Below are 12,190 nucleotides of genomic sequence, written 5' to 3' on the forward strand. Positions count from 1 at the left end.
AATACACTGATAACTATGATAACCTCAAAAAATGAAGCTGCTTACCTTGATTTAATTCGCTATGTGCGTGATCACGGCACCCCTAAAGGGGACAGAACGGGCACGGGTACGCTAAGCCATTTTGGTGCCCAAATTCGGTTTGATTTAAACGATGGCTTTCCTTTGCTGACCACCAAAAAAGTTCATATGAAATCTATTACCTATGAGCTGTTTTGGTTTTTAAATGGCGATACGCACGTTAAGTATTTGCAAGATAACGGTGTGCGTATTTGGAATGAATGGTCTACCGCTGAGCAAACTGCTCGTTTTGGTCGCCCAGAAGGTGAGCTTGGCCCAATTTATGGTCATCAATGGCGTAATTATGGCGCCACAAAAAATGAGGATGGCCGCTATCGGCAAGATGGGGTTGACCAAATAAAAACGCTTATTGAACAAATAAAAACCAATCCAAATTCGCGCCGTTTAATCGTTTCAGGCTGGAATCCAGCGGAAGCCAATCAAGTTGCCCTACCCCCTTGCCATACCCTTTTCCAATTTTTTGTGGCTGATGGAAAATTGTCTTGTCAGTTATACCAACGTTCAGCCGATTTATTTTTGGGCGTGCCTTTTAATATCGCCAGCTACTCCCTACTGACTCATATGATTGCTCAAGTATGTGACCTAAAAGTTGGCGAGTTTATTTGGACAGGTGGTGACTGTCACCTCTATCAAAACCATATTACTCAAGTCAACGAGCAGTTATCACGCACTGCTTATGAGCTACCTAGCTTATGGTTAAACCCAGACGTGAAAGATATTTTTGACTTTAAATTTGAAGACATTCGAGTTGAAAACTATCAATCACATCCAGCCATTAAAGCACCCGTTGCCGTATAATTTTTAGCACCCTTAACGTTTAAGTATTGACTAAAAACAACTGCTTATAACCGCTTATTTATAATAAAAGGATATTCTAATGAGCTATGCGCACACCCAAGTTGCCCAAATTGCTGCCATCAGCAATAACCGCTGTATTGGTAAAAACAATCGTCTTCCTTGGCATATTTCAAAGGACTTAAAACACTTTAAAGCGTTGACCACAGCAGAAACTGATGCCTATGCCGATAGCGGTGTCAAAGGTATCGTTATTATGGGTCGTAAAACTTTTGAGTCGATGGGTGGGAAGCCTCTACCAAAAAGGGTTAACTTTATCATCACTACTCAATTAGATTATGCCAAAGAAAACGGCCTAACTGCAAACGATAACTTTATTATTGTACATAATATGGATGATGCTCTCACTCAAGCGGCTAACGTAGCACATGGTTTGAAATTTACAACCATTTGGATCATTGGTGGTGAGAAGATTTTCAAAAACACTATGATGTATACCGACCGCATCGAGCTAACAGTGGTAGATACTGAGATTGAAAATGGAGACGCATTTTACCCAGAAATCCCAGAAGGTTTTCAGCTTGCCTCAGAGTCTGACTCTCATACTGATGACGATAACGGTTTGACTTATAAATTTGTCACTTATATGAAAATAAAATCATAAAGCATAGCTGATAGACTAAGCTGCTTTTTAATAGAGGCTTAATAGACGAATAAAGAAATAGAGCCTGCTGTAAACGTAGGCTTTTTTTGACCGTTTTATCAAACTATCAGGAGCTGGGGTAGCAACTCTTAACCATACTGACTGTTCTAAATACCTTCAAACAACATCCACCTTAACAACAATGACCTTTAAACAGCGTCGACCTATAAGATTCTTGATTCGTCTTTGTTTAGCCATAAAGGGCCCGCTATGTTAGTAAGCGTACTAAAAAAACTGCTGATTATAGTCATAGCTTTGTTAGGACTATTGGTGCTGCTGGCTCTACTGGGCTTAATGACTTATCAAGATTTACCTGATAATACTCAGCGCAAGGCCTCAGTCCACCTTCCTGTCGATCCTAATAGCACCATAGCTAAACAGATTCTGCCTGTCATAAATGAGCATCCTGGGCTAAGTGGTGTCTACCTATTGGATAATAGTCATGAAGCCTTTTTGGCTCGGCTAGCACTCACAGCATCGGCTCAAGATACGTTAGATGTACAATATTATATCTGGCACGACGATACCACTGGCCACCTGCTCATGCAAAGCCTGTATCAAGCCGCTGAGCGTGGGGTGCGGGTGCGTCTATTGCTTGATGATAACAACACTGATGGTATGGATGAGTTGCTCTCTAAGATCAATGCTCACCCTAATATTGAAGTGCGTCTGTTCAACCCGTTTATGCAGCGCCGCTTTCGCACACTAGGTTACTTAAGTGACTTTTTTCGCCTAAATCGGCGGATGCATAATAAATCATTTACCGCAGACGGCTTAGTGACCATTGGGGGTGGTCGTAATGTGGGCGATGAATATTTTGGCTTTGGTAGTGGTGTCATGTTTGCTGACTTGGATATTCTGGCCGTTGGACCAGTTGCTAAAGATGTCGAGCAGGACTTTGATCAGTATTGGGTCAGTGAATCCTCTTATCCGGCTGAAAATATCATAAAAGATAAGACATTTGCCGCCTTTGATCCCAAGCCTATTAACAATACTGAGACGAACACTTTTTTAAAAGAATTGGGACAATCTACGTTTGTAAAAAAATTGCGCGAGGGCTCACTGCCTCTAATATGGACGGAGACACAGCTGATCAGTGACTCTCCCGCCAAAGTATTGCGACAGCCCAAAAAATCCGACTCACTTCTTACCAATATTATCCCTTTGATGCAGAAAACCCAACATGAGTTGCTGATTATTTCTCCCTACTTTGTCCCCACCAAGCGTGGTAAAGATGTGTTTACTTCGCTGGCTAAAGATGGCAAACGGGTCGCTGTACTTACCAACTCTCTTGCAGCCACTGATGTCGTACCTGTTCATGCCGGTTATGCCAAATATCGGAAACCTTTGCTAGACTCTGGCGTATCGCTTTTTGAGCTAAAGCCGATGGCGACTGTTATTACTAAACACCATGGCGGCATGATCAAAAGTAGCGGTGCCAGCCTACATGCCAAGACCTTTATTATCGATACCAAAACCTTGTTTATTGGATCTTTTAATATCGACCCTCGCTCCGCTTCACTAAACACAGAGATGGGGTTTATATTCGATAGTCCAGAGCTAGCAAGTTATCTGGCTGATAATATGAAGAAAAATCAGATGCAGTACAGCTATGTGGTTAGCAAATCCCCCCAAGGAAAACTACACTGGGAAACCGAAGAGAACCATCAGATTGTTGAGTTCGATGATGAGCCTCACAGCTCTGCATGGTCCCGTATTGGGGTCTGGATATGTTCGTTGCTACCGATTGAGTGGTTATTATGAGAATGATATGAGACGATAAAAATCTAAAAACCGACCCCTTTTTATCATAAAAATAAACGTATAAAAAGACGTCTTATGATTGCTATTTTTTTAGAGGAATTGCTTATTAGGTACTGTAACTACTCAGCTATCTTAGTTTGACGATAATGGGACGGAGAAATACCATAGGTATCTTTAAATAATTGACTAAAATACCCTGCTTGATACCCACACAGCTCAGCAACTATTTGTATATTAAGCATAGGCTGTAGTATTAGCAAATTTTGAGCTTGTCTTAACCGATAATGAGTCAAGTACTCATGAATGCTTTGCCCTGTATAAGACTTAAAATATTGTTTTAGATATGAGGCATTTGTCCCTACCCTTAAAGCCAGCTCCCGGATAGTTAGTGGCTGAGAGTATTCTTTATGAATAATATCACACGCTAACATCACAAACCTCTTAGATTTATTCGCTAAATCATTGCCCACTAAGACATGATCATTTATCGGCTTATGTGTCGGGTTAGACTCAATCATGCCAGCCAGCCAGTCTAAAGCTTTAGACTCTATACGCAACGAGTCGCTAAGTAACCTTGTTAGTGGCAATTGACTTATCTGCCATGCTAAATGTCTTAAAATAGGCGAGACAGTCATCCGGTCAAGTACATATCCATCTTTATAAGAAGCCAAACTTAATAGCCATTTTGGTATTGACTGCTGTTCGTTTAGCGATTCAATAAAGTAACTATCAAACTGTAAACTAACATAATGTAGAGGCTTATTTATAGCGTATAGAGTCTCTGCTTGATATTGAAAGCCATTCGTAATATTCAAATCTTTATGATAGATATGCTTAAACGCTAGATTATTCTTATCTATTTCTTCTGGAGCAAACAAAAAACATACCCCAATATAATCTGTTCTTTCAAATGGCGGATAGTAGAGGGGAGTGGATGTATAGGTCTGTTCACGAACCAATCGAAACCCTTGGCGAATTTGGTGCGTTTCTTTATTGACAGCAACGGAATTTACAGTAATTGGGCCAGTTCTAACGGCACTTCCCACGTCATTACTGTCATCGTAGGCACTTTCAACGACTGCGTTACCAACACTGTTAGTTATCCATAACAACTTATCATAATTTATAGTCATAATTTGTCACTAACTATCTTCAATTCACTCACTATCTTCAATTTACTCACTATCTTCAATATAGCCATCATCAATACAACCTAATACTCATTAGTATGTAGTCTAGCGAAGGTCGCTACAATGCAAAGCGAACCATATGCTAAAAACTTTTCCAATTGCGACATTCTTTTTTTCCGATTATTACATAATTAAAAAAAGGATAATAGATAATAATCATTCTCATAAACCTTAATGCCGAATAATTAATGCTATTCCGATTATTGATTTTATTTTTCGCTCTCTGTGTTATCTCCTTAGTTATCGGTACTAATCAAATTGTATTGCCTGAGCTGTTCAACTTATCGGGTAATACTTGGCTCACGTTGACAGCCAGTAGAATACCCCGTTTAGCTGCCTTGATATTAATAGGCGTTGGGCTTGCTACTAGCGGCGTTATTTTACAGCACATAGTACACAATAAATTCGTAGAGCCTGCTACATCTGGCGGACTAGATGCAGCGAAACTAGGTATTTTAGTAGCTATTACCCTATTACCCAATACCAGTACTTTTAGCAAAATGTTGTTTTCTCTAACTTTTTGCTTTGTAGCTAGCCTACTGTTTATCGCCATCATTAAACGCATCAAGTTTAAAAACTCGGTTCTAATTCCTGTGCTCGGCTTGATGTATGGCAGTGTACTGAGCGCAATAGCAGAATTTTATGCCTATCAACATAATATTCTACAAAGCATGCAAGGGTGGCTGCTCGGTAATTTTTCGCGAGTTGTTCAGGGTCATTATGAGCTGATTTATATCATTATACCCATTGTTGTACTGACTTATTTATATGCCCATCGCTTTACGCTAATGGGCATGGGTGAGGAGATGGCAACCAGTCTTGGGATGAGTTATATAGCAACTACGGCAATGGGGCTTATGTTGGTATCCATTACAGTAGCAGTGTCTGTTATTACAGTCGGAGCTATTCCTTTTGTCGGTTTGGTAGTGCCAAATTTAGTTGCCCTAAAATATGGAGAGAATTTATCCCGAACGTTGCCACTCGTAGCGCTCGGTGGTGCCTGTTTACTGTTAGTTAGCGACATTGTTGGGCGGATTGTTATTTATCCTTTTGAAGTCCCTATTGGGCTAACGGCAGGGGGTATTGGTGGGGTGATATTCCTTATTTTAATCATAAGGGGTGTGCGATGACACAGGTGCCAATAAAAACGGTTTTAAAAAAGATAGTAATGGGTGTGACTCACTCAAAACTGCTGAAAACGTTAGCGATATTCAAGGTTTGGTTGGGTGTCATATTTATACTTGGGTTAATGCTCACTTTTCTGCTGGTCGACTCGAACTTAAGCAATGGTTTAGATTTTGATTACCTTATTCCTAAACGACTGCTTAGACTAGCGACCCTTATTATCGGTAGTGTTTGTTTAACCTTATCGGCGATAACCTTTCAGACAATCGTCGGCAATCGTATTTTAGTGCCCTCTATTATGGGATATGAAGCAGTTTACCTACTTTGGCAAGCACTATTGTTGTTGGTAATGGGGACTAAAGGGACAATGCTACTTGGAGCAACTGGCCACTTCGTTATCTCGTTGCTACTCATGCTGATGTACTCATTGTTGCTACATCGCTGGTTATTGCCAAAGTGTAAGAACGACATGTTTATGCTGCTGCTGTTTGGCTTTGTATTAACAATGGTACTTAGCACGGTTACTCAATTTATCCAGTTGCGTATCAGTCCATCTGAGTTTTCAGTCCTACAAGGGGTAAGTTATACCTCTTTTAACCGTAGCAACCCTGAAATATTAACTTATGGCGCAGTGCTGGTAGCAATAGTGGTCTGGGTAGGGCGAAAAACCTTACCAATATTGGATGTCATGGCATTGGGACGAGAGCAATCTTTGTCGCTTGGGGTCGATTATCCCAAGTATGTGCACTTAGTTTTGGCTTTAATTGCCATTTTGGTGGCGGTATCTACCAGCCTGATAGGCCCTACAGCGTTTATGGGTATCTTCATCGCCAATATTACTTATGCTTTAGTAGGTAGTCATAAGCACAAACTAACTCTACCCATTGGCACTCTGGTGTCTATTGCTATTTTTTTAGTTGCACAGCTTTTGGTGGAGCATGTTTTTAACTATAAAACAACGGTCAGTATTTTGGTAAATCTAGTGTGTGGTATTTACTTTCTGGCTTTAACGGTACATACCAATGCACGTACTAATGTGGGTGGGAAGGGCACAGCATGATTGAGGTCAATAATATCTACAAGCATTATGGCAAACAGGCCATCCTATCCAATATCAGTGTTGACATTCCCAAAGGACAAATTACCTCACTCATTGGACCAAATGGAGCAGGCAAGTCTACATTATTGATGATTATTGCTAAGTTGCTAGAGCCAAGTAGCGGTGAGGTAATGATCGATCATTGCCGTATTCGAGATATTCAGACGTCCAAGTATGCCCATTACGTCGCCACACTCCGTCAAACCAATAGTTTTAACCTGCGCTTGACTGTTGAGGAGTTAGTTTCTTTTGGACGCTTTCCTTACAGTCGCGGCGCATTAACGCAATCGGATTGGCAGGTTATTGAAGACTCTATTTCCTTTTTAGGATTAGAGTCTTTACGCCACTGCTATATCGATGAAATTAGTGGCGGACAACGCCAAATGGCTTTTTTGGCCATGGCCATAACACAACAAACGGATGTGCTGTTACTGGATGAACCGCTAAATAATCTTGACATCAAGCATTGTGTTCAAATAATGCAGGCGCTACGGCGTTTGTGCGATGAGCAAGGTCGCACCGTGGTTTTGGTCATTCATGACATTAACTTTGCTGCCAATTATTCCGATTACATCATTGCTCTAAAAGGCGGAGAGATTATGTTTGATGGTGCAGTAAACAGGGTCATTAATGAGAAAAACTTAACTAAATTATATGAATTAGCCTTTGATATTACTCATATTAACGATGTTAATAAAAGCGGCAATAAAAGCAATAGCGGAATGCTATGTAATTATTTTATGGCAAAAAATGAGGGATAAAAAATGGCTTTAAATAAAGAAAATGGTTGTTTTATATTGGTATGTGGTTTGGCTATTTTAGTCCAAGCCTGTCAACAACCAGAGCATAAGGATGCTCAAGCGTCACAGCAGGGTTCAACAAATGCGACAGAGCAATCGGCATCTTCTCAAGATAGTGCGCAACGAATGGCACTAGAACAAGCAGATTTAGAACAATCAGAACAGTCTTTTCCACTCACTATTCAGCATCAGCTCGGTAAGACAGTAATTGTAAAGCCACCAACAATAGTCGCCGCGCTATCTATGAATGAGGTTGATTTTCTTGACCAACTTCAAATTCCCATTGCAGGTATGGTAAAGGACTTTGTTCCCAACTTTTTATCTCAATACAAAGATGATGGACGTGTGCAAGATTTGGGCTCTATTGTGCAGCCCAATATGGAGCGAGTACATGCGCTGCATCCAGATTTGATTTTGATGACACCACTACAAGCACAAAACTATGAAGAATTATCTCATATTGCCCCAACGCTGCATTTTGATATTGATTATAAAAACAGCCAAAGTGGTCATATCGCCAAAATAAAAGCGCATCTACTAACCTTAGGTAAGATTTTCCAAAAAGAAGCACTAGCCACGAAAAAAATTGATGCTATTGACGAAAAATTAGCGGAAGTGAAAGCGATTACTCAAGATAGAAATGAGCGAGCGTTGGTAATTTTGCATAACAATGGTGCATTTAGCAACTTTGGTGTGCAGTCCCGTTATGGGTTTGTTTTTAGCGATTTGGGGGTTAAACCTGCCAGTACAGTTGTTGAAACTAGTTTACACGGTGAGCCAATTTCAAGTGAGTTCATTCTTAATGCAGATCCTGACATTTTGTACATCATTGATAGAACAGCTGTTATGCAGCATCAAGACGAAATTGATGCCGATAGTGTGAGCAATCCGCTACTTACGAACACCAAAGCTTGGAAAAACGGCAAAGTTATCTTTGTTAATGCAGACGCATGGTACACCACATCCGCCAGTCCAACATCAATACAAATCATAATCGATGATGTTATTAGAGGGTATCAGGAGCAGCCTAAATAGCATTACAAATACTGCTCAGTCTAAATTCAGTCTAAAAATAATCATTTAATAGGATAAGAACATGGCTTTAGTCATTCAAAATAATAGTGATATCCAACCCGCAAAAACTAAAAGTGCTCAACCACCTTTTAAGCTAAATCATATTATGTCAGCAAGATGCACACTTATGTATGGCTTGCTTGGTACGGTCATAGTTTTTAGTCCAGAAGCCCTAGCACAAACTGAAAGCCAATCTCAAAAGCAGTCTCAAGCGTCAGAAGCATTGCCCATAACGGTTTTACCAATTGTCACTGTCGTTGCCAAAGCTGATCAAGAACCCGTCTATCCTGGTGGCCATGTGACGTATAAAAACCATGTTGGATTTTTGGGTAATAAAGACTCGTTGGATACTCCCTTTAATACCATAAGTTATACCGAAACGTTTATTGAAGATACTCAAGCAACCGACCTTAGTGATGTTATCGCTAATACAGATGCCTCCGTTTATAGTAGCGACATTGAGGGGCAAAATCTTGAAAGTTTTAAAATAAGGGGATTTGACTCAAATATTAGTGATGTCACGGTAGATGGTCTTTATGGAGTAGCACCGCGCTATCGCAGTTCCCCTGAAATGTTTGAGCGCATTGACGTACTAAAAGGACCGTCGGCAATGCTCAATGGTATGGCACCCAATGGCTCGGTGGGTGGTGCAATAAATTTGGTACCAAAACGCGCCACTGACAAACCATTAACCCAAGTTACAGCACGCTATTTATCTGACTCACAATTTGGTGGGCATGTCGATTTAGGTCGCCGTTTTGGTGATAACAATCAATTTGGTGTGCGATTTAATGGGGTTTATCGAGACGGAGATAGTCCGATTAATAATCAAACTAAACAAGCACAGCTGGCTGCTATTGGTCTAGACTGGCGAGGCAAACGTATTCGTCTTTCAGCAGATCTTTATGATAGTAAAGAGCACGTAGATGGTCCCACTAGAGGATTGAACCTTGCACCTGATGTTAAGCTTCCTACACCGCTTAATGCAGATACTTTACTCAATCCAGACTGGGCATTTAACGACTCTGTAGACACAGGTGGATTAGCTCGCGGTGAGTTTGATATCAATGACAATCTAATGTTTTATACCGCAGTAGGGTTTAGTAATAGTACCTTTAAATCTCGTAGTGCTGCGGTTTCTACTTTATTGACTACATCTGGTGACTATGAAACTAAGATTGGTGACCTTAAAGATAGATCCAAAGAGAAGTCGGCCGAAGTAGGCTTAAAGACTGACTTTGAGACAGGTAGTGTTGGGCATCAAATTGCGATTAATGCCACAGCATATAAGGATATTAATAATCTTGCTGGGCATTTTTATAAAAACACAATTAACAACAATCTTTACACTAATCTAGTCTGGCCTAATTTTAATGCCCCTTTTACTGATCCTGAGCTTCTTGAAACGCAGACACGCATGACCAGTTATGGGTTAGCAGATACTTTATCATTTAATGACGATAAATATCAGCTTACCTTAGGGGTGCGCCATCAGCAGGTTGAAACTAAGCAGTCTGGACTTTTTGCTTCAGGTAAAGACTATGATGAGAGTGCAACCACACCTTCTGTGGCCTTGTTAGTAAATCTGTCGGATGCAGTATCCGTTTATGGTAACTATATTGAAGGTCTTACCAAAGGAAAGACTGCACCTGTCGCTGCCAAAAATGCAGGTGAAACATTTGCTCCTTATAAAACCAAGCAAAAAGAGGTGGGTATTAAAGTGGATTTAGGCGAGTTTTCGCACACTTTAAGTGTGTTTGATATTCAAAAACCTTATGCTGATGTCAACCCAATAAGCAAAATATATGCGGTGGAGGGAGAGCAGCAAAACCGAGGTATTGAATGGGGTTTCTTTGGTGCACCATTGCCAAATGTGCGTTTGATGGGGGGTGTTACTTATATTGATGCCAGTCTGAACGGGGGCCTCAATCAAGGTAAACAACCCACGGGTGTACCCGAATGGCAGGCGAAACTGGGCGCAGAATGGGACCAACCTTATATCGACAACCTCACATTAACAGCCAATGTAACCTCTGTATCTGACCAGTATGCTACTGATGACAAGACACTATCTATTCCAAACTATACGATAGTTGACTTAGGCACTCGCTATAAAACCTCAGCTTGGCAGTATCCTGTCACCATACGCTCCGAGATTAAAAATGTAGCCGATAAAAATTATTGGACTAAGCCACACTATACTACACTTGGATTGGGTGCGCCGCGAACGGTTATGGTTTCTGCCACTGTCGACTTTTAATTTAAAAATTTTAGAGCGATTCAAAAAATTGCAAATGATCACTGCTACATAAAACACACAATATAAGGAACACCAACATGACGCTTAAGATAACCAATATTGCTAATGAGCTAGAGAGTATTCAAGAATTTTGGCAGCCCAAAACGGCCACTGCCTTTAACCAAATGCAAGTAAAAATGGCGAAGCTGAAAGGCGATTATGACTGGCATAACCATGAATTTGAAGATAAGTTATTTCATGTTGTGGCGGGACAGCTTTTTATAGAACTTAAAGATGAAACTGTCCAAATTAACGCAGGGGAGATGGTAGTCATACCCAAAAATACTGCTCACAAACCCTTTGCACCCATTGAAGCCAGTGTTATATTTTTTGAGCCTTCTAATTGAGTGTCTTATATTGTTCATATAGATAAAACTTTGGTTTAGGCGAGCTTGACTCTAACAGTTAATGTGACCACATCGGTGGTAAATGAGCCATCTGACTGTAGATTATAATACTTTCTTACCTCTTCTCCTATCTGCTGTTGTAAGGCTTGAATAGCTTTTACATAGTCTGTTGGGGTACGCATTCGACTAATCCAACTTGCAAACTCTAATAACAACTTATGAGTTTGCATAGTATTAACGGCTAAGCCTGCTTGACTAAGCATAAGTTGCCACTCAGCTGCTGAATAATCCCTGACATGGCTGTTATCACGCAATATTTCTATGGTTTGTAAAAAGGTATCGCACAAAGGGTTTGCAGGTGCCATGATATCTATGATAATAATGCGACCATTAGGCTGACAAACTCTGCGCATCTCTCTTAAGGCAAGAGGCACATCTTGCCAATGATGTGCTGAAAAACGGCTAATGACTATATCAAAACTATTGTCGGCAAAGGGTAAGGACTCAGCGATACCCTTTACCGTATTTATATTATCCAGTCCTTTTTTTGATGCAGTTATCTCGACGACTTTGAGCATTTCGGCAGATAAATCATAGGCGATGACCGTTTTAGCAACAGGTGCAACACAAAAGCTTATGTGCCCTGCTCCGCAGCCTAAATCCAACACATGGGGTTGATCAAATTGACGCAGTTGATTGTCGACAATAGCAAACTCCTGCCCTGTTGCATGTACACTACTGGTTAAATACTTTGCTGCTTGTGAGCTAAATTGGCGGTCGACTACTTGGTTATGGCTTAGATTTTCATTACCTGAGTGAGTCATATAAATTCTCCGAGAATTAAGCTTGCCCTTATAGGACTATCCCTACAATAGATAATTTAACTCATAATGAATACCGACTTATTAAACACTTA

General features: G+C 40.5%; 11 protein-coding genes. 9 read left to right on the forward strand and 2 right to left on the reverse strand.

Annotated elements, in window-relative coordinates:
• The first annotated feature begins 15 nt into the window (after positions 1–15).
• The 3 genes from AC2SLN_RS11005 (at position 16) to AC2SLN_RS11015 (ending at position 3,340) form a co-directional block, all read left to right on the forward strand.
• Positions 16–876 (forward strand): thymidylate synthase, encoded by an 861-nt coding sequence (locus AC2SLN_RS11005; protein ID WP_486549437.1) that lies wholly within the window; start codon positions 16–18, stop codon positions 874–876.
• A 79-nt stretch (positions 877–955) separates the two neighbouring features.
• Positions 956–1,537, forward strand: a complete 582-nt coding sequence (locus tag AC2SLN_RS11010; RefSeq protein ID WP_486549436.1) for a dihydrofolate reductase — start codon at positions 956–958, stop codon at positions 1,535–1,537.
• A 249-nt stretch (positions 1,538–1,786) separates the two neighbouring features.
• Positions 1,787–3,340: a phospholipase D family protein gene (locus AC2SLN_RS11015; protein ID WP_486549435.1), complete on the forward strand. Its 1,554-nt coding sequence runs from the start codon at positions 1,787–1,789 to the stop codon at positions 3,338–3,340.
• A 119-nt stretch (positions 3,341–3,459) separates the two neighbouring features.
• On the opposite strand, the gene AC2SLN_RS11020 is transcribed toward AC2SLN_RS11015, so the two are convergent.
• Positions 3,460–4,473, reverse strand: a complete 1,014-nt coding sequence (locus tag AC2SLN_RS11020) for a helix-turn-helix transcriptional regulator (RefSeq protein ID WP_486549434.1) — start codon at positions 4,471–4,473, stop codon at positions 3,460–3,462.
• Between the two features lie 245 nt (positions 4,474–4,718).
• On the opposite strand from AC2SLN_RS11020, the gene AC2SLN_RS11025 reads away from it, so the two are divergent.
• The 6 genes from AC2SLN_RS11025 to AC2SLN_RS11050 all read left to right on the forward strand — a co-directional run bounded on the left by AC2SLN_RS11025 (position 4,719) and on the right by AC2SLN_RS11050 (position 11,274).
• Positions 4,719–5,660, forward strand: a complete 942-nt coding sequence (locus tag AC2SLN_RS11025) for an ABC transporter permease (protein WP_486549433.1) — start codon at positions 4,719–4,721, stop codon at positions 5,658–5,660.
• Between the two features lie 38 nt (positions 5,661–5,698).
• A complete protein-coding gene (locus tag AC2SLN_RS11030) occupies positions 5,699–6,715 on the forward strand; it encodes an iron chelate uptake ABC transporter family permease subunit (protein ID WP_486549499.1) in 1,017 nt (338 codons plus the stop codon).
• Positions 6,712–7,515, forward strand: coding sequence for an iron ABC transporter ATP-binding protein (locus AC2SLN_RS11035; protein ID WP_486549432.1), 804 nt, complete (start codon positions 6,712–6,714; stop codon positions 7,513–7,515). Before AC2SLN_RS11030 ends, AC2SLN_RS11035 begins: the two co-directional genes overlap by 4 nt.
• Before the next feature lie 3 nt (positions 7,516–7,518).
• A complete protein-coding gene (locus tag AC2SLN_RS11040) occupies positions 7,519–8,589 on the forward strand; it encodes a siderophore ABC transporter substrate-binding protein (protein WP_486549431.1) in 1,071 nt (356 codons plus the stop codon).
• 61 nt (positions 8,590–8,650) lie between these two features.
• Complete coding sequence (locus AC2SLN_RS11045; RefSeq protein ID WP_486549430.1) at positions 8,651–10,888, forward strand: TonB-dependent receptor; 2,238 nt, start codon at positions 8,651–8,653, stop codon at positions 10,886–10,888.
• A gap of 77 nt (positions 10,889–10,965) precedes the next feature.
• Entirely contained in the window at positions 10,966–11,274 is a 309-nt protein-coding gene (locus tag AC2SLN_RS11050) for a cupin domain-containing protein (RefSeq protein WP_486549429.1), read from the forward strand.
• A 35-nt stretch (positions 11,275–11,309) separates the two neighbouring features.
• On the opposite strand, the gene AC2SLN_RS11055 is transcribed toward AC2SLN_RS11050, so the two are convergent.
• Positions 11,310–12,098, reverse strand: coding sequence for a class I SAM-dependent methyltransferase (locus AC2SLN_RS11055; protein WP_486549428.1), 789 nt, complete (start codon positions 12,096–12,098; stop codon positions 11,310–11,312).
• Positions 12,099–12,190 lie beyond the last annotated feature (92 nt).

Source organism: Psychrobacter sp. CX90 (assembly GCF_057396305.2).